Source organism: Nioella ostreopsis (assembly GCF_004000255.1).
Classification (GTDB): Bacteria; Pseudomonadota; Alphaproteobacteria; order Rhodobacterales; family Rhodobacteraceae; genus Nioella; species Nioella ostreopsis.
Map to the genome: position 1 here is coordinate 182,913 of NZ_RCIQ01000005.1, position 22,128 is coordinate 205,040.

27 protein-coding genes are annotated in these 22,128 nt (G+C 65.4%); 12 read left to right on the forward strand and 15 right to left on the reverse strand.

Annotated features, from left to right (window positions below; all coding sequences use genetic code 11):
- The first annotated feature begins 4 nt into the window (after nucleotides 1–4).
- The 9 genes from EP237_RS07655 (at nucleotide 5) to EP237_RS07695 (ending at nucleotide 8,957) form a co-directional block, all read left to right on the forward strand.
- Nucleotides 5–553 carry a flagellar basal body-associated FliL family protein gene (locus EP237_RS07655; protein ID WP_127559767.1) on the forward strand — a complete coding sequence of 183 codons (549 nt, stop codon included), beginning with the start codon at nucleotides 5–7 and terminating at the stop codon, nucleotides 551–553.
- Nucleotides 554–1,030, forward strand: a complete 477-nt coding sequence (locus EP237_RS07660; protein WP_127559769.1) for a DUF6468 domain-containing protein — start codon at nucleotides 554–556, stop codon at nucleotides 1,028–1,030.
- A 3-nt stretch (nucleotides 1,031–1,033) separates the two neighbouring features.
- Nucleotides 1,034–1,678 carry a MotE family protein gene (locus EP237_RS07665; RefSeq protein WP_127559771.1) on the forward strand — a complete coding sequence of 215 codons (645 nt, stop codon included), beginning with the start codon at nucleotides 1,034–1,036 and terminating at the stop codon, nucleotides 1,676–1,678.
- A gap of 17 nt (nucleotides 1,679–1,695) precedes the next feature.
- Nucleotides 1,696–2,565: a flagellar motor stator protein MotA gene (motA, locus tag EP237_RS07670; RefSeq protein ID WP_127559773.1), complete on the forward strand. Its 870-nt coding sequence runs from the start codon at nucleotides 1,696–1,698 to the stop codon at nucleotides 2,563–2,565.
- Nucleotides 2,562–4,592 carry a hypothetical protein gene (locus tag EP237_RS07675; protein ID WP_127559775.1) on the forward strand — a complete coding sequence of 677 codons (2,031 nt, stop codon included), beginning with the start codon at nucleotides 2,562–2,564 and terminating at the stop codon, nucleotides 4,590–4,592. The genes motA and EP237_RS07675 overlap by 4 nt, the downstream gene beginning before the upstream one ends.
- 87 nt (nucleotides 4,593–4,679) lie before the next feature.
- Nucleotides 4,680–6,758, forward strand: a complete 2,079-nt coding sequence (gene flhA, locus EP237_RS07680) for a flagellar biosynthesis protein FlhA (RefSeq protein ID WP_127559777.1) — start codon at nucleotides 4,680–4,682, stop codon at nucleotides 6,756–6,758.
- Complete coding sequence (locus EP237_RS07685) at nucleotides 6,755–7,540, forward strand: flagellar biosynthetic protein FliR (protein WP_127559779.1); 786 nt, start codon at nucleotides 6,755–6,757, stop codon at nucleotides 7,538–7,540. Before flhA ends, EP237_RS07685 begins: the two co-directional genes overlap by 4 nt.
- Entirely contained in the window at nucleotides 7,537–8,622 is a 1,086-nt protein-coding gene (gene flhB / locus EP237_RS07690) for a flagellar type III secretion system protein FlhB (protein ID WP_127559781.1), read from the forward strand. Before EP237_RS07685 ends, flhB begins: the two co-directional genes overlap by 4 nt.
- Nucleotides 8,619–8,957 carry a hypothetical protein gene (locus tag EP237_RS07695; protein WP_127559783.1) on the forward strand — a complete coding sequence of 113 codons (339 nt, stop codon included), beginning with the start codon at nucleotides 8,619–8,621 and terminating at the stop codon, nucleotides 8,955–8,957. The genes flhB and EP237_RS07695 overlap by 4 nt, the downstream gene beginning before the upstream one ends.
- On the opposite strand, the gene EP237_RS07700 is transcribed toward EP237_RS07695, so the two are convergent.
- Genes EP237_RS07700 through EP237_RS07740 form a run of 9 tightly spaced genes read right to left on the reverse strand, consistent with a single transcriptional unit; the run spans nucleotide 8,945 to nucleotide 13,522 of the window.
- Entirely contained in the window at nucleotides 8,945–9,481 is a 537-nt protein-coding gene (locus EP237_RS07700; protein WP_127559785.1) for a flagellar basal body-associated FliL family protein, read from the reverse strand. The genes EP237_RS07695 and EP237_RS07700 overlap by 13 nt on opposite strands.
- Before the next feature lie 9 nt (nucleotides 9,482–9,490).
- Nucleotides 9,491–10,225, reverse strand: coding sequence for a flagellar basal body L-ring protein FlgH (gene flgH / locus EP237_RS07705; protein WP_420812512.1), 735 nt, complete (start codon nucleotides 10,223–10,225; stop codon nucleotides 9,491–9,493).
- 16 nt (nucleotides 10,226–10,241) lie between these two features.
- The gene (gene flgA / locus EP237_RS07710; protein WP_127559789.1) at nucleotides 10,242–10,661 is read right to left on the reverse strand and encodes a flagellar basal body P-ring formation chaperone FlgA; all 420 of its coding nucleotides are present in this window, start codon (nucleotides 10,659–10,661) and stop codon (nucleotides 10,242–10,244) included.
- Between the two features lies 1 nt (nucleotide 10,662).
- Complete coding sequence (gene flgG / locus EP237_RS07715) at nucleotides 10,663–11,448, reverse strand: flagellar basal-body rod protein FlgG (protein WP_127559791.1); 786 nt, start codon at nucleotides 11,446–11,448, stop codon at nucleotides 10,663–10,665.
- A gap of 18 nt (nucleotides 11,449–11,466) precedes the next feature.
- Nucleotides 11,467–12,192 (reverse strand): flagellar hook-basal body complex protein, encoded by a 726-nt coding sequence (locus tag EP237_RS07720; protein WP_127559793.1) that lies wholly within the window; start codon nucleotides 12,190–12,192, stop codon nucleotides 11,467–11,469.
- Nucleotides 12,192–12,458, reverse strand: coding sequence for a flagellar biosynthetic protein FliQ (locus tag EP237_RS07725; protein WP_420812511.1), 267 nt, complete (start codon nucleotides 12,456–12,458; stop codon nucleotides 12,192–12,194). The genes EP237_RS07720 and EP237_RS07725 overlap by 1 nt, the downstream gene beginning before the upstream one ends.
- Nucleotides 12,458–12,760, reverse strand: coding sequence for a flagellar hook-basal body complex protein FliE (gene fliE, locus EP237_RS07730; RefSeq protein ID WP_127559797.1), 303 nt, complete (start codon nucleotides 12,758–12,760; stop codon nucleotides 12,458–12,460). The genes EP237_RS07725 and fliE overlap by 1 nt, the downstream gene beginning before the upstream one ends.
- A 12-nt stretch (nucleotides 12,761–12,772) precedes the next feature.
- Nucleotides 12,773–13,162, reverse strand: coding sequence for a flagellar basal body rod protein FlgC (gene flgC, locus EP237_RS07735; RefSeq protein ID WP_127559798.1), 390 nt, complete (start codon nucleotides 13,160–13,162; stop codon nucleotides 12,773–12,775).
- Between the two features lie 12 nt (nucleotides 13,163–13,174).
- On the reverse strand, nucleotides 13,175–13,522 hold the full coding sequence (locus EP237_RS07740) for a FlgB family protein (protein WP_164744653.1): 348 nt from the start codon (nucleotides 13,520–13,522) through the stop codon (nucleotides 13,175–13,177).
- A 96-nt stretch (nucleotides 13,523–13,618) separates the two neighbouring features.
- On the opposite strand from EP237_RS07740, the gene EP237_RS07745 reads away from it, so the two are divergent.
- Nucleotides 13,619–14,944, forward strand: coding sequence for a FliI/YscN family ATPase (locus EP237_RS07745; protein ID WP_127559800.1), 1,326 nt, complete (start codon nucleotides 13,619–13,621; stop codon nucleotides 14,942–14,944).
- Here EP237_RS07745 and EP237_RS07750 read toward each other — a convergent pair.
- From EP237_RS07750 to EP237_RS07775, 6 genes are all read right to left on the reverse strand, one after another.
- Entirely contained in the window at nucleotides 14,929–15,726 is a 798-nt protein-coding gene (locus tag EP237_RS07750) for a DUF1217 domain-containing protein (protein ID WP_127559802.1), read from the reverse strand. The genes EP237_RS07745 and EP237_RS07750 overlap by 16 nt on opposite strands.
- Nucleotides 15,723–16,127, reverse strand: a complete 405-nt coding sequence (gene flbT, locus EP237_RS07755; RefSeq protein WP_127559804.1) for a flagellar biosynthesis repressor FlbT — start codon at nucleotides 16,125–16,127, stop codon at nucleotides 15,723–15,725. Before flbT ends, EP237_RS07750 begins: the two co-directional genes overlap by 4 nt.
- Nucleotides 16,124–16,498: a flagellar biosynthesis regulator FlaF gene (gene flaF, locus EP237_RS07760; RefSeq protein ID WP_127559806.1), complete on the reverse strand. Its 375-nt coding sequence runs from the start codon at nucleotides 16,496–16,498 to the stop codon at nucleotides 16,124–16,126. Before flaF ends, flbT begins: the two co-directional genes overlap by 4 nt.
- An 80-nt stretch (nucleotides 16,499–16,578) precedes the next feature.
- Nucleotides 16,579–18,114, reverse strand: a complete 1,536-nt coding sequence (locus tag EP237_RS07765; protein WP_127559808.1) for a flagellin N-terminal helical domain-containing protein — start codon at nucleotides 18,112–18,114, stop codon at nucleotides 16,579–16,581.
- Between the two features lie 216 nt (nucleotides 18,115–18,330).
- On the reverse strand, nucleotides 18,331–18,678 hold the full coding sequence (locus tag EP237_RS07770) for a hypothetical protein (RefSeq protein ID WP_127559810.1): 348 nt from the start codon (nucleotides 18,676–18,678) through the stop codon (nucleotides 18,331–18,333).
- The gene (locus EP237_RS07775) at nucleotides 18,675–18,962 is read right to left on the reverse strand and encodes a rod-binding protein (RefSeq protein ID WP_127559812.1); all 288 of its coding nucleotides are present in this window, start codon (nucleotides 18,960–18,962) and stop codon (nucleotides 18,675–18,677) included. The genes EP237_RS07770 and EP237_RS07775 overlap by 4 nt, the downstream gene beginning before the upstream one ends.
- Before the next feature lie 1,950 nt (nucleotides 18,963–20,912).
- Between EP237_RS07775 and EP237_RS23090 the strand changes: the two genes are divergently transcribed.
- Together EP237_RS23090 and EP237_RS07785 are read left to right on the forward strand one after the other, a co-directional pair.
- On the forward strand, nucleotides 20,913–21,431 hold the full coding sequence (locus EP237_RS23090; protein ID WP_164744654.1) for a flagellar hook-length control protein FliK: 519 nt from the start codon (nucleotides 20,913–20,915) through the stop codon (nucleotides 21,429–21,431).
- A 12-nt stretch (nucleotides 21,432–21,443) separates the two neighbouring features.
- On the forward strand, nucleotides 21,444–22,106 hold the full coding sequence (locus EP237_RS07785) for a flagellar hook capping FlgD N-terminal domain-containing protein (protein ID WP_127559816.1): 663 nt from the start codon (nucleotides 21,444–21,446) through the stop codon (nucleotides 22,104–22,106).
- Nucleotides 22,107–22,128 lie beyond the last annotated feature (22 nt).

A 22,128-nucleotide genomic window follows, 5' to 3' on the forward strand; every position in this document is an offset into this window, starting at 1 on the left:
GAACGTGGCCAGCGACGACCCGGAAACCGAAGACGCGCCCAAGAAGAAAAAGGGCCTGCTGCTGCCGCTTCTGGTGGGGCTCGTACTGGCCGGTGCCGGTGGCGCAGGTGGTTACTGGGCGGTGACCAGCGGGCCGCTCGCCTCTGACGGCACCAGCGATTCGGACCATGCAGCGGCGGAAGATGGCAGCCATGGCGATGAGGATGAGGAAGGTGACGACAGCCCGTCGGAACGCCCGCGGCCAGAGCTGGATCATGTGGCTTTCGTTCCACTGGATCAGTTGGTGGTCAATATCGGGTCCGACACCAATCAGCGCCACCTGCTGTTCGAAGCCGAACTTGAAGTCGCCCCCGACGACACCGAGGAAGTGACCCATCTGATGCCCCGCGTCATGGACGTGATGAACAGCTATCTGCGCGTGCTCGACATGCAGGAGCTGAGCGACCCGCGCACCTTGGTGCGTATACGCGCGCAGCTTCTACGCCGCATTCAGATCGTGACCGGCGATGTGCTGGTCCGCGACCTTCTCGTAACCCAATTCGTGGTGAACTGAATGGAGACCCTGCCCCAAATCCTGGCCTACGCAGCCGATGCGCTGCTGATCCTCGCGTCGCTCGGCGCGGCCGTTTTCTGCCTTGTCCTCTCACGCAGGCTGACGCGACTGTCCAGCATCGACAACGGGCTGGGTGGCGCGATTGCCGTTCTGTCGGCCCAGGTCGACGACATGAACAAGGCCCTGGCCGAGATGAAAACGGGGACGGAAAGTTCTGCCGGGCGGCTTGACGCACTGAACCGCGAAGCGCGGCAACTGGCGGAGGAGCTGGAGCTGATGCTGTCAGCCTGCCATGACCTTGATCACGCGACGCCGAAAACGGCTGACACGACACCGGCGATGACCGGGTGCGACACCGGACCCGATGACGACACACCGGTTTTCGGAACGCGGCGGCGGCATGCGCAGGGCGAGGATGAAAACCCGCCGGTTCCCTTCTTCCTGAAAAATCGCTCGCGGCTGGCAGGGGCGGGCTGATCCATGGCACGCAGCAAGAGAAAACCCCGCCGCATCTGGCACCGTTTCAGCCTGCTTGGCGTGATCGCGCTGTTCATCCTGTCGGGTCTCTTCAGGCTCGGGGCCATCGGCTTTGCCAGCGCCTCCGTATCGGCGGATGATCCTGCCCCGGACCATGAGGACCCGGAGCTGCATGCAGGCATGATGAACGAGCCCGAGGGGCAGTGCGTAGCCAATACGGCGCTGGAACAGGCGCTGTCGCGGGTTGAGGGGCGGGCGGAACGGCTCGATGCCCGCGAGGAAAGCCTGGCCGAACGGGCCCGCGCGCTTGGTGAGTTGGAGGCTTCGGTCGCCGCACAGCTTGCCGCCCTGGAGGCGACGGAAGAGCGGCTGGAATCCCTTCTGGCCCTGTCCGACACGGCGGCGGAGTCGGATCTGGCCCGACTGACCCAGGTCTATGAGACAATGGATGCCGCCGATGCCGCCGCCCTGTTTTCGCAGATGGATCCGGGCTTTGCCGCCGGGTTCCTTGGCCGGATGCAGGCCGATGCCGCCGCTGGCGTGATGGCGGAACTGGACCCGGGCGTCGCCTACACGATCTCGGTCCTCATCGCCACGCGCAACGCCTCGGCCCCGGTCTCTGCTTTGGCAGCGTCGGGCACCCCTTGAAGTCATAGAGGTCTGGAATGGTTGGTATTCTCGGTATCGTCGTCATCTTCGCCATGGTCTTCGGCGGCTATCTCGCCTCTGGCGGGCATCTCGACATCATCCTGCATTCGCTGCCCTACGAGATGACCATGATCGGCGGCGCGGCCGTGGGTGCGTTCATCATTTCCAACGACTTTGCAGGCGTGAAACACACCATCAAAGATGTCGGAAAGGTCTTCAAGGGACCGAAATGGAAACACTCGGACTACCAGGATCTTCTCTGCCTGCTTTACGAACTGATCCGCCTTGGCCGCGAAAACGCGGTTGCGCTGGAGGAGCATACCGAGAACCCCGCCGAGTCCTCGATCTTTGGAAACTACCCCAAGATCCTCAAGGACCGAGAAGCCGTGGACCTGATCTGCGACACGTTGCGGTCCGCGTCGCTGAACTATGACGACCCCCATCAGGTGGAGGACGTGCTGGAAAAGCGGATGGAGGCCAATCTGCATCATGCGCTTCATTCCAGCCATGCCCTGCAGACCATCGCAGACGGGCTGCCCGCGCTTGGGATCGTCGCGGCGGTTCTTGGCGTGATCAAGACGATGGGGTCCATCGACCAGCCCCCCGAGATTCTCGGAAAGCTCATTGGCGGCGCACTGGTCGGGACGTTTCTGGGCGTGTTTTTGGCCTATGGTCTGGTCGGGCCTTTCGCCGCCAAGGTGAAGGCCGTGGTCGAGGAGGACATGCATTTCTATGGCCTGATCCGGGAAGTGCTGGTCGCGAACCTGCACAACCACGCCACCAATATCTGCATCGAAGTCGGCCGGCAGAATACGCCCTCCCATATCCGCCCCTCTTTCAACGATCTGGAGGAAGCGCTGAAGGGGCTGAGGCAGGCAGCGGCATGATCCGGCTGGCGCTTACCCTCTGCTGTCTGATCTGCGCAGGTGCCGCAGGGGCGCAGGGCATTCGGGTGCAATCGGGCGACCATGACGGGTTCACCCGGCTTGTCGCCGCCATCGGCCCGGACCGGGACTGGCAGATCACCCGCGACGGGCGCGACCTTCATATCGCGTTTTCCCCCGCCGCTCCGGGTTTCGACCTTTCGGGCGTCTACACGCTGATCACGCGCGACCGGGTAGCCGATCTGCGGGTCGAAGACGGGCTGATGCTGGAACTTGGCTGCGATTGCACAGTTGAAATATCCCGCTTTCAGGGGCGCTACGCGGTCATCGACATCACCGACACGCCCTACCAGCCACCAGCCGCGCCGGAGCCTCCCGTTGATCTGCCCGGCCACGACACCGCCCTTGACCCGCCCCCGGCCCTGACCCCGCTTGCCGAGCCAGTGGCGGAGCCCGACCCGCTTGCCCCAACCTTCGACATGGAAGAAGCCGCCGCGATCATGGCCGAACAACTGGCCCGGGCCGCCGCCGCCGGTCTGCTGGACGCCGCCCCGGCAGAGCCCCTGTCCGCTGCCGACCCGGTGTCGCGCCCTCAACCGCGGCCACAGGTCGCCGACCCAGAGCCGGCGTCTGCGACCCCTCAAAGCGCCGGGCACGAAGATCGGCCGGAAACCCCGGATCCCCACCCCGAACCGGCACCGCAGGACACGCCGCCGATCCTTGCGGCCACCGCCTACGATCTCAATACCGGTGTCTGGCCGGACCGGTTGATCGCCAGCGCGCCGGTCAATTGCCTTGCCGCCCCGGCCCGTCCAGTCTCTGACTGGCGGGGCGAGCTGAGTTTCCTCAACGCGCTCGGACGGGCGCGGGCTTATCTTTACGATGATCGGGGCAGCCTGCAGAACGATACAGCGCTTGAACTGGTCGAGCTTTACCTTGTGCACGGCTTCGGGGCAGAGGCGCTGTTTTGGCTGAATGAACGGGGCGCGGCACCCGGATTTCAGCGGGCCCTGGCGCGGTATCTCGAACATGGCGCGGCGGGGCAGTTTGGCAGCTTTGCCGAGCATGAGCTTTGCCCGGAGGCGCTGACCTTGTGGCTGTTCCTGACCGACGCAAACACGCCTCGCCCCGATTCCGAGACCCGCCTGGAGATACTGGCCAGGTATTTCGAACTGCCGACGCCGCTGCGCGATATCGTCGGCCCGGACCTCGCCCGCGCCTTTCTGGCCGCCGATGACGAAGGCGCGGCGCTGGAGATCCGCGAGGCGCTGGTTCGGGGGGGGCGCGTGTCCGCGCAGGACATGGCCTTTCTTGATGCGGCCCTGCCCGGCAGCCCCGACCCGTCGGCAACCGCCCTGCTCCCTGCAAATGCCGGAAGCACCCGCGCCGATCCGGCCCTGACATTGCGGCTGCTGGCAGATATCGAGGCGCGCGGCGCGGCCCGGTCCACAGACCTTGCGGCGGCCGATGCGCTGATCCGGGAAACCGATCCCGCCTTGACCGAGGGAGGGTTGCGGCACGCGGCAGCGCTTGGCCACGCATTGGCAGGCGATATCGACGCGGCGCTGTCGCACCTGGCCCTCAACGGCCAGCGCGATGCCGAGGCGATCCGGCCCGTCTTTGCCGACATTCTCACGGCGCTGATGGAGCTGGAACGCACCGCACCGCTGTTGCTTCTGCTCACCTCCGAGGAATTCGGCCAGTTCGGCTATTTCCCAAACCCCGCATTCCGGCGCCGCGTGGCGCGGTATCTGCTGGATCACGGGCTACCCGAGATGGCGCGGGACCTGATCCTTGCGGGCGGCAGCGACCATGCCCGAGACCGCGCGTTGCTGAGCCTCGCCTATGACCGGCTGGCGCAGGACCACCCCGGTGCGGTGCCCGCCGATCCCGCCGATCCGGTTGCGGTCGCGCCCATTGCCCCCGCTGACACGCCAGAGGCCATGGCGGTCCTGTTGAGGGAAAGCCGCGCCCTTCGTCAAGAGGCCCTCGCCCTGTTGGAGACCAACCCTCTGGGTCCAACGGACTAACGCTTTGGTAACCCTCGCTGCCTAAAGCTGAGGGAGCCAAGATGACCGCGATCCATCCGGGTCCGATCCGGCCAGAAAGGCCAAGAGATGAGCATTCGAGACCTGTTTCAGCCGACGATCCTGTTCGCCTTCGCTTTGATGGCGATCATCGTCATGATGATCCTGCCGGTGCCCTCCTGGGTGCTGGATATTGGCCTCGCCATGTCATTCGGACTGGCCATCCTGATCTTCACCACGACGTTGTTCATCGAACGCCCGCTCGACTTTTCGGCCTTCCCGACGGTGCTGCTTGCATCCCTGATGCTGCGCCTGTCGCTCAACGTCTCGTCCACCAAGCTGATCATCGGCAACGGCCATACCGGCACCGGCGCGGCGGGCGAGGTGATCGAAGGCTTCGCCAATTTCGTGATGGGCGGCAATGTGGTCATGGGGCTGGTGGTGTTCGGCGTGCTGCTCATCGTCAATTTCATCGTCATCAACAAGGGTGCGGCCCGCATGGCAGAGGTCGGCGCGCGCTTTGCGCTGGACGGGATGCCGGGCCGCCAGCTGGCCATCGACAGCGACATGTCGGCGGGTGCGATCGACCATGCCGAAGCCAAGGCGCGGCGCGAAAGGGAACAGGCCGAGACGACGTTCTTCGGCTCGCTCGACGGGGCCTCGAAATTCGTCAAGGGCGACGCGATTGCCGGGCTGCTCATCACCCTTCTGAACCTGTGCATGGGGCTGGTCTTTGGCGTCGCGATTCATGGAATGCCGCTCAGTCAGGCCTTTGAAACCTACTCCATCCTGACCGTGGGGGACGGGCTGGTGTCGCAGATCCCCGCCGTGATCATCGCCATCGCCTCGGCCCTGCTGCTGGCCCGTGGCGGGACCACGGGGGCCACCGATGTGGCCCTTCTGACCCAGCTTGGCCGCCACCCCACGGCCTTGGCGACGGTGGCCGGGCTCATGGCGGTATTCGCCATCGTTCCGGGCCTGCCGTTCCTGCCCTTCGTCATGGGGGCGATTGCGCTGGCAACAGCGGCTGTCTTCCGCGCGCGCGCGATGCGGGTCGAGGCCGAGGCAAGGGCCCTGCCAGACACAGCCGAAACCGCCGCCGCTGTCGACCGGATCGGAGATCTGCTGGAGCTCGATGAAATCCACGTCCAATTCGCCCCAGACCTGGTGTCCATGGCGCTTGACCCCGCCACCGGGCTGGATGCCCGCATCTTGTCGATGCGCGAACACATCGCCCGTGGCTTTGGCCTGATCCTGCCGGAAATCCGTCTGACCGACCGCGACGACCTGCCACCGGGCACCTATTCGATCCGCATTCACGGCGTGGAACACGCCCGCGCAAGGCTGGAGATGGAGGCGCTTCTGCTGCTGAAAGCGGGCGACGAAAGCGACCTGCCCGCCGGTCAGGACGTGGCCGAACCGGTCTACGGCGCGCCCGCGCGCTGGATTTCCCCGCGCGACCGCGAGGCGGCGACCCTTCAAGGCGCAACCGTCGTGGCCCCCGGTGAGGTTCTGGCCACCCATCTGCTGGAAACGCTGAAGAAAAACCTTTCCCGCCTGCTCAGCTTCAAGGCCCTGCAACGCCATCTCGATGCCTTCGTCGAACTGTCGGACCCCACCAGGTCAGAGGCCAACCGCCGACTGCTGAACGAGCTTGTCCCCGACAAGGTGCCGATGGATGTGCTGCATGCGGTTCTGCGGCTGTTGCTGGCCGAACAGGTCTCGATCCGCAACCTGCCGCTGATCCTGGAGGCCATCGCCGAGATTCGCCCCGCCACACCGCAGCCCGACCTGATCTGCGAACATGTCCGCCAGCGGCTCGGGTTCCAGCTGATCGCAGAGCTGAAACGCGATGACGGCACCCTGCCGCTGGTGCAGCTGGCCGGGCAGTGGGAAGACATCTTCGCCCGTCACGAGGTGAAATCCGACGGCGGCCTGCCCGAGATCGCCCTCACCCCCGACCTGTTCAATTCACTGGCCAAGGCCGTCGGCGACAAGATCGCGGCGGCGGGGGAAAAGGGCACCTACCCCGCCGTCGTCGCGTCGTCGCTTCGCCGCCGGTTTCTGCGCACGGTGCTGCTGTCGCGGGGCATCCTTAACCCGGTCCTGTCCTTCGAGGAAATCGGGCTGGAGGCCAAACCCGCCCTTGTCGGCGTCGCCGCCCCATGACAGAGCTGCTGGCCCAGATCCTCGGCATCACCCAGGCCTGGTTGCTGGCAGGGGGGGTGGTCTTCCTCAGGGTTGGCGCGGCCTTTCTGGTCCTGCCCGCCATTGGGGAACATTACATCCCCATGCGCATCCGTCTTGGCGCGGCGCTGGCGATGACGGTGCTGCTGACCCCGGCACTGGCCGTCGATCTGGTGCCCGCCGGGGCGCAGGCGCAGGCGCAGGATTTCGCAGGCTACGTCATGACAGAAACCATTGCGGGGCTTTTGCTTGGGTTGGCGGTGCGCCTCGTCGCCATGGTCTTGCAGATCGCGGGGTCGATGGCCGCACAAGCCACGTCCCTGTCGCAGATCGCGGGCGGGGCCACGCCGGAACCGCAACCGGCCATCGCAGGGTTCCTTCTACTCGCCGGGCTGACCCTTGCCGTCATGTCGGGGCTGCATGTGCTGGTCGCCCGGATGCTGATGGAAAGCTATGATGTATTGCCCGCAGGCCGGATGCCGCTGGCCCGCGATGTCGGTGCCTGGGGGGTGGACCGTGTGGGCCACGCCTTCGCACTGGCCTTTTCGCTGGCCGCGCCGTTTCTGATTGCCTCCGTGCTCTACAACCTCGCGCTCGGGGTCATCAACAAGGCGATGCCGCAGCTGATGGTGGCCTTTGTCGGTGCCCCTGCGATCACCCTCGGCGGGCTGGTATTGTTGCTGCTGACCACGCCGTTTCTGCTGCCCGTCTGGATGCGTGCCATGCAGGCCGTGCTGGCCAGTCCCATGGGGCCGCTGCCATGAGCGATACGACCAGCCCCGACGACAAACCATATGACCCGACACCCGCGCGGCTGGAGGAGGCCCGCAGGAAGGGCGAAATCGTGCGGTCCTCCGATCTCAACACAGCCGTGGTCTATGGCGGGTTCCTACTGGCGCTCGCGCTGCTCGGCCCGTCGCTTGGGGCACAGGTGGGGCAATCTCTGGCGGTGCTGCTCGATCAGTCGCCCGAGATGGCCCAGGCCTTACTGACCGCCGAGGGTCAGGCGGCCGCGGGCGGCATCCTGTTCTCGGTCGCCCCACCGGTCGCGGCGGTTATCATTCTGCCAGGTGCACTCCTGATCCTGTCGCTGTTCGCGCAGCGGGCCATTCTGTTCACGCCCTCGCGGCTGCAGCCCAAGCTGTCGCGCATCTCGATCCTGTCGAACGCAAAAAACAAGTTCGGCGCGAACGGGCTGTTCGAATTCGCCAAGGCTGCCGCCAAGCTGACCATTTATTCCGGGCTGCTGGCCTGGGTCCTGTGGTCGCGGCGCGACCGGATTCTGGCGGCGCTATTCGCAGACAGCGGGCAAATCCTGTCCGAGCTTGGGCAGCTGATGATGGATTTCCTGATGGCGGCATTCGGACTGGCCCTGGTGATCGCGCTGGCCGATTACATGTGGCAGGTCGCGGCCCATCACAAGAAACACCGGATGAGCCGGCAGGAGCTGGTGGATGAGACCAAGACCCGCGAGGGCGACCCGCATGTGAAACAGCAACGGCGCGAACGGGGCACACAGATCGCCATGAACAAGATGCTGAAGGACGTGCCCGCCGCCGATGTGATCGTTGTGAACCCGACCCACTACGCCGTGGCCCTGAAATGGGACCGGGACGCGGGCGAGGTGCCGATTTGCGTGGCCAAGGGCGTGGACGACGTCGCCGCCCGCATCCGCGAGATCGCCGCCGAGCACGGCGTTCCGGTCTATAGCGACCCGCCGACGGCACGGGCACTTTTTGCCACGCTGGAAATCGGCCAGGGCATCGCCCCTGATCACTACCGTGCCGTTGCCGCCGCGATCCGCTTTGCCGACCGGATGCGCAGCCTGACGCGGGCGCGAAGATGAGCCGGGGCAGCAAGCTCGACAGGCTCGCCCAGATTGCCGAGCTGAAGGCGACGCTTGCCAAGGGCGAGGCCGCGAATGCGCGGGCTGCTGCGGATGGGTTGGCTTTGGATATCCGTCATCTCCAGAATGACCGTCGCGCCATGGCCGCCGAAACACCCGACCCGGCCACCGCCCGCGCGCATGCCGCGTGGCTGCGTCACTGCGATGGCGCGTTGCGGGATCTGCGAGGGCAAGAGGCGCGGGTCAGGGCCGAGCTGGAGGTCAAGCTGGATCGCGCCCGGTATGAGGAAGGGCGGAGACAGGTGTTGGAGAAGCTGAAATCTCAGGCGTCCTGACGGACGATATCCATGATCAGCACGTCGTGGGCGACCGCGCCCAGAACCTGCCTCGCGGCCTCTCGCAGCCCTTCGCGGAGCGGGGCCATGGATTCCACCGCCGTGAAACTGCCATCGAAGCCGCCCACATTGGCATGGGAGAACATGACCCGTAGCAGCGCGTCCCGCAGGCGCGGTTCGCGGTCATAGACAAGCTCGTTCTCGCCGCTTTCGACCTCGATTGTCAGGGTCAGAACCACCAGCGACCGCACGCTGCCATGACGGATCAGGGGCACCACGAACTGGTTGTTGAGCCGCACATATTCATAGGGACTGTTCGGGTCGGCCTCCTCCCCATGCCCGTCGGAGAATCCATGACCGTCATCCTCTTCCGCGCCGTGCCCCTCGTCTCCGCCATGTCCGTCATCCTCTGCAGGACTGTCAGCGGCCGTTTCCTCCCCGCCACCGGACATCATCTTGCCAGCGACGACGCCGCCGCCGAGGCCAGCGAGCAACAGGATGACGGGAAGCAGGAAGCGGATCATGGCAAAGCCTCAGAACGGCAGAACGATATCAGCGATCTGCTGGCCATAACGCGGCTGCTGCACATCGGTGATCTGCCCGCGCCCGCCATAGGAGATCCGGGCATTGGCGATGCGGTCATAGGTGATTTCATTCTGGCGAGAGATATCGGCGGGTCGGACATAGCCGGTCACCAGCAGCTCCCGCAGTTCGAAATTCACCCGCACCTCCTGCGCGCCTTCGATGCGCAGCACGCCATTGGGCAGCACCTCCACCACGGTCGCAGCGATGCGCAGGGCCAGCGCCTCGTTCCGGCGCACGCTGCCCTGACCGGCGGATTGCCCGCCAGAGCTCAACTCGACCGCATTGGCCATGGAGGCCCCGTCGGGCAAGTCCCCGTCGATGCGCTGCGGAATGCCGAAAAGCTGCGGCACCCCCATCTGTTCAGACCCGCTGCGGGACCGGTTGGTGGCGTTGGAAATCTCGGCACTTTCGTCGATCTCGATCACCACGGTCAGGATATCGCCGCGCTGACCGGCCCGCCGGTCGCCAAGCAGCGACTGCCGCCCGCCGGACCAGAGCGATGCCCCACGCACCGGTCCAGCCTCTTCCAGCATCGCGGGTAAGGGCTCGGTGCTCATGGCGTAATACTGGTTGCCATCGGTCGTTGGCTGAAAATCGGGCCGGCGCCCCACTTCGGCCATGCGACCGCAACCGATCAGGGCAATGGGGGCAAGGACGGAAACCATCAGGATCAGGCGGGGCAGCGTCATGTTCATTCCTTCAAAAACCCGAGGAGACCTCGGCCAGACCCACGGAGACCACAGTGGCCGTGACGGTGGTGCGCGAGGCAAGGTTGAGCACCCGCAGACGTTCCCCGACCCCCGCCCGGTCCATGGCGCGGCCTTCGGTGACGATCAGCAGGCCACCCTGGTTGTATTGCAGGGTGATGATTTCATTGCGGTTAACGACGGCAGGCGGCTGCAGGTCGATGGCGCGGATCGGACGGCCGGGGTAGAGATTTACCCGCGCTTCCATGCCGATGGCGTCAACCAGATCGGACAAAGCACCGGGCGTGTCGCCCTCGACCAGCACCACATCGGCCGGGCCGATCAGCGACATCGACCGGATGGTGCCAGCGGCCACGACCGTATCGGCCCCGGCGGGACCAGCAAGCAACAGGATCAGCGCCAGCCACCGCATATCAGCGGATTTGGGTCGTTGCGCCGAGCATCTGGTCGGCGGCGGTGATGACCTTGGCGTTGAGCTCATAGCCGCGCTGCGCCTCGATCAGGTCGGTGATCTCGCGTACCGCATCGACGGAGCTGTCCTCCAGATAGCCCTGCCGCAATGTTCCCAACCCGTCCTCCCCCGGCTGGCCCACGATGGGCGCACCTGAGGCGGCGGTTTCCAGGAACAGGTTCGCGCCCATGGCCTCCAGCCCGCGGGCATTGGAGAAATCCACCAGGTTGAACTGGCCCAGAAGCTCCGGCTCCACCCGGTCGGCGAAATAGGCATAGACCTCGCCCTGCGCGTTGATCGAGATGCTGCGCGCGTCGTCGGGGATGGTGATGCCCGGCGCGACAGTAAAGCCCTCCGCCGTCACGATCTGCCCGTCGCCGGTGCGGTTGAGACTGCCATCGCGGGTATAGGCGGACTGGCCCGAGGGCAGTTCGACCTCCAGAAACCCTTCGCCCTCGATAGCAATATCCAGATCGCCGCCGGTCTGGCTGAGACTGCCCTGCGACAGCGTCACCGACACAGCGGCGGGCCGCACCCCAAGGCCGAGCTGCACCCCCGCGGGCACAATAGACCCGTCCGCCGCCGAAATCGTTCCGGCGCGCATCTGCTGCTGGTAATGCAGGTCGGCAAAATCGGCCCGGCGCGCGTTGTAGCCGGTGGTGTTCATGTTCGCGAGGTTGTTGGAGATTACCTCGACCCGCATCTGTTGGGCGCTCATGCCCGTGGCGGCGATCATCAGGGCGCGCATGGGCGGGCCTCCTTCTGGTTAGACCTGGGCACCGGCAGTGCGCAGGAAATTGCGGATCCGTTCGTCCTCTTTCTCTAGGAAGCCCTGCCCCATCTCGTAGGCGCGCTGCACCTCGATCATGCGGGCGATCTGGGACACGGGATCGACATTGGAGCTTTCGACGAAGCCTTGCAGGATCGTGGCCTCCAACATCGGCTGAACCGGGCCTTCCGTGCGAAAACGCACCCCGTCGAGATGGTGCAGATCATTGGGGTCACCCGGCTGCCACAGCCCAAGCTGCGTGATCGGGCGGCCATCGGCAGAGAGCGTGCCGTCACGGGCCAGCACCACGTTACGCGCGTCGGGCGGGATGAAGATGGGCGCGCCGCCCGCATCGAGCAGCAGGTGACCATCGGCATTCACCAGCTCGCCAGCATCGTTCGGAGTGAAATGACCGGCGCGGGTCAAGCTTTCGCCCTCTGCCGATTGCAGCAGGAAGAACCCCTCGCCCTCGATGGCAAAGTCGTACGGACCGCCCGTGGGCTCGATATCACCCTGCATCAGGCGAATATTCCGGCCCGAGGCATTGGCCATCGATAGCCCGCCCCCCGAGATACCTTCCAGCCGGGCCACATGTTCCGCGAAGACAACGCCCTCGGCCCGGAACCCGGAGGTGGAGATATTGGCGATGTTATTGGCCACCACCTGCATCTCTCGCATCAGACCCGATTGCCGGGTCAGGGCGGCCACCATGGCACTGTCCATCACATGCCCTCCATCAGCGGGATCAACCGGTCGGTGAAATAGGTCGTCAGCGTCTGGGTCATGAAGCTCATCGACACCCAGAAGACCGCGAGGATCGCCGCCAGTTTCGGCACGAAGGTGAGCGTCATTTCCTGGATTGAGGTCAGCGCCTGGAAGAGGCCCACGATTAGGCCCGCAACGAGCGCGACAGTCAGGATCGGCATCGAGATCGCAACCGCCACCCAAAGCCCCTGCCGGAGCGTGTCGAAGAAAATCAACTCATCCATCAGACCGGCATCCTCAGGATTTCCTGGTAGGCCTCGACCACCTTGTCGCGGACGGTCACGGCGGTTTCCACGGCCAGTTCTGTCTGGGCCAGGGCCGTCACCAATGCATGCGGATCGGCCCCGGTGGTCAGGGCCGCGCGGGCGGTATCCTCGCCCTGCTGGACGGTCTGGGTAAAGCTGCGCACAGCTTGCGAAAACACGTCTGCCGCGCCGGTCTGATCACCGTCATTCTGCGGGGTCGGTCGGGCGACGTTGCGCGCCTGTCCGTATCCCTGCGCGGCGAGTGAGGTTCTGATATCCATCCCGTGCCCTCCTTACCGGCGCAACAGATCGCTGAGCGATGACGACATCTGCCGGACCTGATCGAAGACCCGCAGATTGGCCTCGTAACTGCGCTGCGCCTGTCGCGCGTCAGCGATTTCAACGACCATATCCACGTTGGACCCGGCATAATGCCCGGTCTCATCAGCCAGCGGGTGCGCTGGGTCATAGACCTGCGGCAGCGGCGTCTGATCCAGCCGCACCCGGCCCGTGGTGACGCTGCCCGGCGTGGCGTCCGGTGCGCGGTCCGGCTCGAAACTGATCAGCTTGCGCCGATATCCGGGCGTGTCCGCATTGGCGATGTTTTCTGAGACATGGGTGATGCGGCTGGCCTGGCTGCGCATGCCGCTTGCAGCGATGGACAGGGCGGTGGAAAAGCTCATCTCATGCGCTCCTTATCGGCCGAGGCTGGTGCGCAGCACATTCATCGCCGAGCGATAGACGTTCAGCGCGCGGCTGTGGTCGCGCTGCGCGTCGACGGCGCGGACCATCTCCAGTTCCAGCGAGACGGTGTTTCCATTGGGGGATTCGGGGCCGCCCGCATCCACGGTGCGGATGGGAAGGCGGGTGGGGTCCTGTCCGGCACCGGCGGTGCGGAAGACCTCCTCGAACGCGACGACATCGCGGGCGCGGTAGCCCGGTGTATCGGCATTGGCGACATTCATCGCCACCTGCGTCTGCCGGGCGGCGGCGTGTCGGGCGCGGGCCTGGGCCAGGCCAAAGATTTCCAAATTCTCGAACATCGGGGCTTCTCCCTCGATTGGCTACACCAAGGCTTAACGATGATTCCTTTAGAAACCGTAAGTGCCGCCTCGTTTCTCAAAGGAAGGCCCCGGACCATGACCACATTCCTGACCCCGCTCCTGTCCCGGATCGAGCAGATGACGCCCGTGCACAGCATGGGCCGCATCAGTGAGCTTCAGGCGGATGCCATCTGGATCGACGGGCTCAATCGCGTCGCCGCTTTGGGCGATGCGGTGGAGCTTGCCGGTGGCCTGAGGGCCGAGATCGTGCGCATGGTCGAGGGCCGGTGCCAGGCGTTGCCGGAAGGGCGGCTCGATGGGTTGCGCCTTGGTGACCCGGTGCGCCATCTGGGGCCGGTCACGGTTGCGCCGGGGGCACATTGGATCGGGCGGGTGATCGACCCGGACGGGGCGCCGCTGGATGGCCGCCCGCTTTTCCCCGGCCCCGCACCGCGCGCCTTGCGGGCGCATCCTCCCGCCGCCACGACGCGGCGGGCCATGGGTGGGCGCTTGCCCACGGGGCTTGCGGTTTTCGACACGCTTCTGCCGATCGTGCAAGGCCAGCGGATCGGGCTGTTCGCGGGCAGCGGAGTGGGGAAGTCGACGCTCCTGTCCCGCCTCGCGCGCGGGGTTGCGGCGGATGTGATCGTGATCGGCCTGATCGGCGAGCGCGGGCGCGAGGTGCGCGATTTCGTGGAGGACACGCTTGGCCCCGAAGGGCTGACGCGATCCGTCGTCATTGCCGCCACCTCGGACCGGTCGGCGCTGGTCCGCCAGCGCGCAGCCTGGACGACGATGGCGGTGGCGGAGTTCTTCCGCGATCAGGGGGCACATGTCCTGTTGCTGGCCGATTCCGTGACCCGGTTTGCACAAGCACACAGGGAAGTCGCCGTCGCCTCTGGCGAACCGGCCACGCTGAACGGCTATCCCGCGTCCATGGCTCAGGCGGTCATGTCCCTGTGCGAACGGGCGGGGCCAGGCGGGCCGGGCCAGGGCGACATCACGGGCGTTCTGTCGGTGCTGGTCGCGGGGTCGGACATGGAGGAACCGGTGGCCGATACGCTGCGCGGCGTGCTGGATGGTCATGTCGTGCTGGATCGTGAAATCGCCGAGCGCGGGCGCTTCCCGGCGGTGGACCTTTTGCGCTCCGTCTCTCGCAGCCTGCCACGCGCTGCCAGCGCGGAGGAAAACCGCCTGATCGCCACCGCCCGCCGTCACTTGGGCGTCCATGACCGGGCCGAGCTGATGTTGCAGGCTGGTCTTTATTCGGCGGGGTCGGATCCGGCCATTGACGCGGCGATTTCGGTCTGGCCCGGGCTGGACGGGTTCCTTGCCAGCGAGAGCACCGGCGCAACGGATGCGTTTGCCCGCTTGGCCGAGCTGTTGGATACCGCAGAGCCGAAGGATCAGCCCGCACCCTGAAGCAGGACCAGGGCGATGGAGGCCGAGGTGGTCGTTGCGGGCAGCTGAGACAGTTGGGACCGCGCCAGGAACTGCCGCATCAGCTCGTCCATCCGGTCTGGATCGGTGAACTGGCTGATCTCTGACGATCCCAGCATGTCCTCTGCCCGTTCCTGAAAAATGCCAAGCTGACGGTCGAGATCGAGCGTGCCAACCGAAGACGGCAGTCCAAACGCTGTCTCGAAGACCTCTCGCAGCGGCGTGTTCCCCATGATCCGGAACCAGAGCGTGGAGCTCTTGCCCCCCTCCGCCGCCAGTTCGGGCAGCTCGCGCGCCGCGTTAAGGGCGAGGCGCATGTCGCCATCCACCTCGCCCACGGCCTGCTCGAAACTCTGGGCCTGAAACCGGTCAAGGATCCTGTCGGCAAAGCCCGGCAACCGCGATAGCGGCGGCAGGCCGGTGCCGAACCCGAACGCCTCGGAGAACTCGCGATAGCGCTTGTCAGCGAGCCGGTTCGACAGCGCGTCGTCCTCGACCACGCCATCGTCAAGAATGCGCTGGATGAAATACTTGTTGGGCAGATCGTCCTGCAGCCCGAAGGCGGTCAGCGACACGCGCAACAGCCGGTAGTCCTTTACCAATGCTTCGGCGCTGGTCACGCTTCCGATGCTCTCCCGGAAATACACCATATCACGCTGCAGAGACGGGCTGGCGGCCAGGCTGGCGCTTTGCTGATCCATGGTACGGTTCAGGAAACGCCAGCCGGCGTATCCCCCCATCGGTATGACGGGGATGAAGCTCATTGCGGGCGCGCCGCCATCAGCCGCTCTTCACGCGGCAGCAAGGCGCGCAGGGCCTTCAGCGCCTGATAGGCGTTGCCCGCCACGATCTGATCGGTGGCCATGCCCAGTTGCGACCGACTGTCCGGGTCGGTGAAGACCTGGCTCAGCTGTTCGATCCCGCGCAGGATCTGCATCCGTGCCTCGCCTTCCTCGGCATCGCCCGAGAGCACAAGCTGCGCGATATAGCAGACCCGGCGCACCGGGGTCGTGACCTCCTCTGGGTGGATGGCGTCGCGCAGGCGCAGGATATTGGCGTTCGGCGTGACAATGGACAGGCGCGACCGGCGATCGCCGTTCTCGATGACGGCGCCGTTGATCAGCACACGCTCCTTGGGGGACAGTTTGAGAACAAGTCCGCTCATGCTGCCTGCGCCTCCCCCCGCAAACCGCGCATCACGGCGGTGTTTATGTCGATGAGAGGCGTGAGGGACGCGTCCCCGGACAGGGCCTTGCGGCTGTGCTGAAGGGTGAATTCCGCAAGATAGAAGATCTGCGCCCGCAGCGCCTGCGGCAGGGCATTTGCGGAATCGGCCACATTGGAGGCCATAAGTGTCCAGAGACGGCGATTGTCGTGCAGCGCGCTGGCCTTGAGCGCAACGCTGGCATCTGCGCGGTTGGCACGCGACAGCTGCGCAGTGACCCGTTCGAAGGCGGCATGTTCGGTCCCGCGCTCGGTTTTCACGGCGGATCGGACCGGGTTGTAGGCGCTTTGCGCCAGATAGGATGACGTCACGGTGATGTTCCTTCCGGAATGTCAGGTCAGGGGGTCTGGTGACGGGTGGGCCGGAGCGTTCCCCCCGGCCCGGTCCGGTGTTAACGGAACAGCGACAGGATCGACTGCGGTGCCTGGTTGGCGATGGACAGCGATTGCGTCGCCAGCTGCTGCTGCACCTGCAGCGCCTGCAGCTTGGCCGAGGCCTCTTCCATATTGGCATCGACCAGCGTGCCGATCCCGGCCTTCAGCGAATCCACCAGGCTGTCGATGAAATTCGACTGGGTCTCGATCCGGCCCTGGGCCGAGCCGAAGCTGGCTGCCGCATCAATCGAATTCTGGATCAGCGTTTCCACGTTAGCCAGCGCGGAATCGGCCCCGCCATCCGTGGTCACGTCGATATTGTCGAGCCCGAAGAGACCGCCAGAGGCCGTGCCGCCCGCCTGGCCGTTATCCGCCAGCGCCATGGTCGCCCCTGCGGTCGCGTCGGAACCGTCATAGTCGACAAGAACCTTCCAGCCATCGGTGGAGTTGCCGGTCACCTGGGTGGTCACCCCGGTTTCGCCGCCCGCATCCACGGCCGTCTTCAGGCCACGCGCGACATCCTCCATGGTTTCACCCTTGCCAGCGACGTAGTCATAGTCATTGCCATTGACCGAAATGCGATAGCTGTCGCCCTCGTTCACCGTGGCGCTGGTCGACAGGGCCACTTCCTCGGCCCGGTAGGTCAGCGTGGTGCTGTCAGACCCGGTCGCCGCAACGGCGCTGTCTCCGGTGCCGGCATTGGCCATGGCAATGGTGTCTGTGCCGCCCGAATTCCATCCGACGGTGAACTCGTCGAAGGAATTGGTGTTGGACAGCGTCAGAACGCCAGAGCCATTGGACGACGCGCTGATCCCGGTCAGGCCAAGCGCGTTGATCTGGCCCTCGGCATTGTCGATCATCGTGGCCGCATCGGTGTCGAAGGCCACGGTGATGGTCGATCCGTTGATCGTCAGTTCCAACGAATCGGCGCCCGACGTGTTGGCATAAGTCAGCGCGACGGAGTTCGCCGCCCCGGTGCTGTCGATCGACGCGGCCCCGGCGGTGATGTTGGTGGCAAGCGAGGCACCGCTGCCATAAGTGCCTGCGGTTGTGGTCAGATCCTGCCGGGCCACGGTGATGTTGCTGGCCGTGACCGACCCGTTTTCCGCCCGGTCGAGCGAGGACAGGATGTTTACGTCATCGGTGCCCTGCACCAGGTTCAACCCGTTGAACTGTGCCGCACTGACGACCGAGGTGATCTGGTCGCGCAGGGCGCTGATATCGGTCTGGATCTTGGCGCGGTCGACGTTTTCTTCCTGCGCGGCGACGATCTTGCCTTTGATCTCGGTCAGCAGGTCGGTCACGGTTTCCGATGCGTTGCGCGCCACGGCGACGGTGGATTCGCCCAGAGACAGGCTTTCCGAGATACCCTTGAAGCCCTTCACATCCGATTCCATCACCTTGGAAATGGCCCAGACTGCGGAATTGTCCTTGGCGGTGGCCACGGATTTGCCGGTCGAGATTTCCTCCTGCGTCTTGTTCAGGTTCGTATTGACGGATTTCAGGGTTTGCAGCGCGACCATGGCGCTGGTGTTCGTCAGAATGCTGGACATATTTTGTCCTTCCTCAGTTAGATCGGCGCCTGGATTCCGCGCCCGTTTCAGACCTGCCTTCGCAGATCAGCCCAAAACGTCCTTCTGACGCCTGCGGCGGGCTTTCGCGGCCCGACACGCCACCCAGTACGGTGCAGGGGAACCATTGCCCGAAAGCTCTAACAAGCTCCTAAGATCACAAGGCTTTTCCGCTGGTTTTTAGTGAAATTCGGCAGGTCATCGGCGGCGTTCGAACCGGGTCTGCGCCTGCCCGATATGGCCGCTGCGCCCCTGGGCGTCATAGCTGGAAAAACCCGATGGGCCGGACAGGCTGGTACGCGCATCCCGCATCCCTGCCATGACCGCGCGCAAAAGCGTGCTCACCTGTCCCGCGCGCCTGCGCATATCGGCCAGCCGGGCGGCGGCGGATCTGTCGATGCCGCCGCCTTGAAGTGCCTGCATCGCCCGTTCCAGTGCAATCATGGCTGCGGGCAGATCGGTGAATCGCCGGCTGCGCAAGAGCGTCTCGACCCCGGACAGCGCCCGGTCAGCAGCGGCCAGAGTATCGCCTGACCGCCAGATCATCGGGCCGGTCCTTCACGCGCGGCCAGCGCATTGAACAACGATTCGGCCAAACCGATTCCCCCCCCCGCCGCCATCGCGCGGGCCTGTTCTGTCCTAAGGAGCGAAGCGAACTGATCCTCCCCATGTCCGCCACCGAAACTATCGCGGGGGGTGCCGAGCCCGCCATGGCGCAGCATTTCGGACAGAAACGCCGCCTCCAGTTCCTGCGCGGCCCCGCGCAGCTCTGCCTCACGGCGGGGCGTCAGGGGGCTTTGGGTCACGGGCGAAAGGGCGAGGTCAGACATTTCCAATTCTCCGAATTCGGGGCGACTATCGCGCGCCGGAGTAAAGAATTGGTAAGCTCTGGCGCGGAAACTGCGGATCGACCCGGAAGAAATCTGGAAGGTTCGATGGATTCGATAGCGCAGATCGTGCAGCCGCTTGCACCCCCCGCTGCCTCGCGCGGTGGCGGGCCGTCCGGCAATCTGACCGGGGTGGAATTTGCGGCGGAATTTCAATGGCGCGATAAGGAACTTCCCGTATCCGGGCTGCCCGGTCCAGGTCTGGGTCCGTGGCAAACGGTCTGGACAGAGGATGCCACGCCACCTGACGCAGCGATGCCACCTGCACCGGTCGTGATGACCGATCATGACTTGGCTGGCGATTCATCGGATCGTGAAGCGGCAGGTCAGCTTGTTGCCCTCCAAACGCTGGTGCCCGAACCACCCGGCGACACCCCCGAAGCCGCGCCGTCCCTTCAACTGCACGCACCACTCCCGCCGGGGCTTCCGACACCCTCTGCCTTGTGGGCTGAGACAGTTGCACTCGCTCTGACCGGTCCTCCACAGTCAGGCGAGGCACCGCTTTCGGCTATCCGGGACACGTCCGTTCCGGCGGCTCTCTCGCCCCATTCTGCGCCTGAACAAACCGTAAGCGATCAGACCGGTACGCGCGCAATCGCCTTTGACACGAAACAGGATGTGCCAGTGCCGCGCGGGCCATTCCACGGCTTGGCCCCCGAACCTGCCCCACCCGACATGCAGACCGTCGCGCCGACTCCCGACGATAGCCGCCGGGCACCATCCCTAACGCTTTCTCGAAACACCCCGGTGCCCAAGCCAGATGCAGCTTTGCCTCCTTTGCCACACGATGAAGGCGCCATACATCGCCTGAGCAACATGGATAGCCGCATTGCCGAGGGCCGTGTTGTCCCCGTCCTGCGTGCGCCGTCGCAAGCAGCCCAGACCCCCGTTTTACCGCTGAATGCCGTGTCGCAGCCCGGTGACGGCAAGACACCTCCGGCCCAGGATCCCGTCCCCGACACCACGAACTCCTTCCCCGCGCATCCCATACCCCGTTCCGCAGGCACCCCGGTTGCCACGCCGAAACAGGGCAATCCAGCACGGCCTGAATTGCTCAGCGGCAGCGACGCGGCCGCCAGCCGACCGACGTTCACACCATCCGCGGACATTGCCGCACCGGTGTCACCCCCGATCTTGACGCCTCGGAATGCCTCATCGGACGGCGCAAAGCCCTCGCAGCAGGTCAATCCGACTCCGGGTTCAGCCACTGCGACCAAGGACGACGGATACGCGCCAGACAGGCACGCCGCGCCGCGACCCTCGCCAGAGCACCGCCCCCCGACACGGGAGGAGACCCAAGTCAGAGAGGGGCCGGTCTTCCGTCCCAATGTCGATCCAACACCGCGTCAGATGCAGGCCCCTGCCGCCCCCGTCACGCATCCCGTCACCCCTGTCTCGCATCCCGCTACTCCGGTTCGGCCCTTGCCCGAAGTCCCGGCGGCGCGTCGGTCTTCCCTGCCTCCGTCCGATACGCAAATAATCGCGACGCAAGACAGACTTCACTGGCAAGCGGCACAGTCAGCCCTCACACCACGGCGCGACCATCCTTCAATCGGGACCGCACCTTCGGAACCATTCGCTCCGGCGGAGCTGCCCGCGCGGCCCACCCCGGCCCCGATGGCGGACGCACATCTCAAACCGACTCGTGTCGACAGGGTTCCGACCACGCACCGGCCCTCCGGGGATCAGCACCCCCCTGCGCCGCCCCGGTCTTTTCCCACGCCCCCAAACCCCGATGCAGACCCGTCAGAAATGACCCAACAGCCCCCGCAACCACGTCCCATTGTGGCGCCAACCCCGCAACCGATCCCGACCGCAGCACCGGACCCGTCAGTTCCACAATTCAACCGGCCACGAGTCACCGCCCCCGCGCCGCTTCAACCGATGCCGGACATGGCCGCCACAGGGGGGGCCGATCCGGTCAGCGCCCCCGACCTCCCATTGCCCGCATCTGCCCATGCGGATATCCGACCGACGGAACCCGCAGCCATCCCGCGCCCCGATCCGCTGCCAACGCAGCTTGCGCAACGGCTCGCTTCCGTGCCGATGATGACCGATCGCGATGCCCCGCTGGAACTGACGCTCGACCCGCCAGAACTCGGGGCCATTCGCGTGTCTGTCAGCCGGGGAACCGAAGGCATGGTCCTGCATCTTCAGGCCGATCTGCCCGAAACGCTGGATCTGCTCCGCCGCAACGGCGCCGCGCTGATGCAGGAACTCCAGCGTCAGGGGCTTGATCATGCCGGGTTCAGCTTCTCGGGCCGCGATCCAAGTGGCCAGCAGCAAAGGCCCGATCTCCAGTCCATCATGGCGCGCGAAGACGGCGCGCAGAGTCACCCGACCCACAGCCCGGACCCGTCGCAGATCGCATCAGCGCGAACGCGGCAATCGGGCCTGGATATTCGCCTGTAACGGAGCACAGACATGGACGTCGCTGCCATACCCCAGACCAGCCAGACCGCCAGCACATCGGCGGCGTCGGAAGATCGCACCATGATCAATTCCGACTTCCAGACCTTCCTGACGATGCTGACCACCCAGATGCAGAATCAGGATCCGCTGAACCCGATGGAATCGACCGAGTTCGCCACGCAGCTGGCCACTTTCTCCGGCGTCGAACAACAGGTCCGCACGAATGAACTGCTTGGCAGCCTTCAAGACAGCATGGCGCTGTCCAGCATGGGCCAGATCGCGGGCTGGATCGGCATGGACGCCCGCGCCGAGATGCCGATGGCCTTCGAGGGGCAGCCGCTGACACTCTATGCCAGTGACAACGCGCTGGCCGACCGGATGGAACTCGTGGTGACGGATGCCGACGGGCAGACGCTTCAGCGGGTGGCGATCCCAGCCACCGAAACCGCCTTTGCCTGGGCGGGTGTGACCACCGATGGCGCGCCGCTGCCAAGCGGCGTCTATGGCTTCCACGTGGAATATTTCCGCGATGACGAACCGATCGACACGCAACCGGCGCAGGGCTACGCGAGGATCGAGGAAGCGCAGATCGTGAATGGCGATATCTGGCTGTCGATGCCCGGCGGCGTGCATGTCAATGCATCGCTCGTTCAGGCGGTGCGCGATCCGATCTGACGGGCGGGCCCATGCAACAGGC

Coding starts and splice junctions, on each gene's coding strand:
- EP237_RS07725 (WP_420812511.1), bottom strand. CDS start 12,458: ATGGATGAGTTGATTTTCTTCGACACGCTCCGGCAGGGGCTTTGGGTG.
- EP237_RS07695 (WP_127559783.1), top strand. CDS start 8,619: ATGAGCCGGGGCAGCAAGCTCGACAGGCTCGCCCAGATTGCCGAGCTG.
- EP237_RS07765 (WP_127559808.1), bottom strand. CDS start 18,114: ATGTCCAGCATTCTGACGAACACCAGCGCCATGGTCGCGCTGCAAACC.
- EP237_RS07770 (WP_127559810.1), bottom strand. CDS start 18,678: ATGATCTGGCGGTCAGGCGATACTCTGGCCGCTGCTGACCGGGCGCTG.
- EP237_RS23090 (WP_164744654.1), top strand. CDS start 20,913: ATGGCCGCCACAGGGGGGGCCGATCCGGTCAGCGCCCCCGACCTCCCA.
- EP237_RS07775 (WP_127559812.1), bottom strand. CDS start 18,962: ATGTCTGACCTCGCCCTTTCGCCCGTGACCCAAAGCCCCCTGACGCCC.
- EP237_RS07720 (WP_127559793.1), bottom strand. CDS start 12,192: ATGGACAGTGCCATGGTGGCCGCCCTGACCCGGCAATCGGGTCTGATG.
- EP237_RS07750 (WP_127559802.1), bottom strand. CDS start 15,726: ATGAGCTTCATCCCCGTCATACCGATGGGGGGATACGCCGGCTGGCGT.
- flhA (WP_127559777.1), top strand. CDS start 4,680: ATGAGCATTCGAGACCTGTTTCAGCCGACGATCCTGTTCGCCTTCGCT.
- EP237_RS07685 (WP_127559779.1), top strand. CDS start 6,755: ATGACAGAGCTGCTGGCCCAGATCCTCGGCATCACCCAGGCCTGGTTG.
- flbT (WP_127559804.1), bottom strand. CDS start 16,127: ATGAGCGGACTTGTTCTCAAACTGTCCCCCAAGGAGCGTGTGCTGATC.
- motA (WP_127559773.1), top strand. CDS start 1,696: ATGGTTGGTATTCTCGGTATCGTCGTCATCTTCGCCATGGTCTTCGGC.
- EP237_RS07785 (WP_127559816.1), top strand. CDS start 21,444: ATGGACGTCGCTGCCATACCCCAGACCAGCCAGACCGCCAGCACATCG.
- EP237_RS07740 (WP_164744653.1), bottom strand. CDS start 13,522: ATGTTCGAGAATTTGGAAATCTTTGGCCTGGCCCAGGCCCGCGCCCGA.
- flgA (WP_127559789.1), bottom strand. CDS start 10,661: ATGCGGTGGCTGGCGCTGATCCTGTTGCTTGCTGGTCCCGCCGGGGCC.
- flgG (WP_127559791.1), bottom strand. CDS start 11,448: ATGCGCGCCCTGATGATCGCCGCCACGGGCATGAGCGCCCAACAGATG.
- EP237_RS07660 (WP_127559769.1), top strand. CDS start 554: ATGGAGACCCTGCCCCAAATCCTGGCCTACGCAGCCGATGCGCTGCTG.
- EP237_RS07675 (WP_127559775.1), top strand. CDS start 2,562: ATGATCCGGCTGGCGCTTACCCTCTGCTGTCTGATCTGCGCAGGTGCC.
- fliE (WP_127559797.1), bottom strand. CDS start 12,760: ATGGATATCAGAACCTCACTCGCCGCGCAGGGATACGGACAGGCGCGC.
- EP237_RS07745 (WP_127559800.1), top strand. CDS start 13,619: ATGACCACATTCCTGACCCCGCTCCTGTCCCGGATCGAGCAGATGACG.
- EP237_RS07665 (WP_127559771.1), top strand. CDS start 1,034: ATGGCACGCAGCAAGAGAAAACCCCGCCGCATCTGGCACCGTTTCAGC.
- EP237_RS07700 (WP_127559785.1), bottom strand. CDS start 9,481: ATGATCCGCTTCCTGCTTCCCGTCATCCTGTTGCTCGCTGGCCTCGGC.
- flhB (WP_127559781.1), top strand. CDS start 7,537: ATGAGCGATACGACCAGCCCCGACGACAAACCATATGACCCGACACCC.
- flgC (WP_127559798.1), bottom strand. CDS start 13,162: ATGAGCTTTTCCACCGCCCTGTCCATCGCTGCAAGCGGCATGCGCAGC.